The organism is Mesorhizobium sp. M4A.F.Ca.ET.050.02.1.1 (assembly GCF_003997725.1).
Taxonomy (GTDB): Bacteria; Pseudomonadota; Alphaproteobacteria; order Rhizobiales; family Rhizobiaceae; genus Mesorhizobium.
Genome location: NZ_RZSG01001525.1, coordinates 1 through 426 on the forward strand (window position 1 = coordinate 1; position 426 = coordinate 426).

The window sequence follows — 426 nt, forward strand, 5'->3', positions numbered from 1 at the left end:
GTGCGGCCGGCTTCAGTAGGGCGACCCCGGTCGAGGGATCGCGGCCGACAAGCTCGGCCTTGACCGTTTCGCCCGAAGTCAGCGTCAGCTCGATCTCCTCGCCCGCCTCCACGACTTCCTCGGCGGTGACGAAATAGCCGTCGCGCCAGTGGAAGGCGCTCGCTGTCCGATGATGATGGGTTGCAAGGCTCGCCGTCGCCGGCGCGGCCGCTGCCGCGAGATCGGCGATTGCGTCGGAAAATGCGCTCAAATTGAAGTCGCTCATCATGGTTCTCCTGGGTTTGCGGTTACCCAGATATCGTTCGACAGCGCGCTGGCCGGTACTCGCCTGATGGCCAGTTGGCCTCACGACTGGCCATCTGGTCAGGTCGCGGCTGTCGCAGCCGCTCCGCACATATAGTCACGATCAAGCCTGATATCACGGAG

At 63.8% G+C, this 426-nt stretch carries 1 pseudogene; it reads right to left on the bottom strand.

Going from position 1 to position 426, the window contains the following annotated elements:
• Positions 1-265 (bottom strand): annotated as a pseudogene (locus EOA33_RS38475) (S1C family serine protease); the annotation flags it as partial.
• Between the last annotated feature and the right edge of the window lie 161 nt (positions 266-426).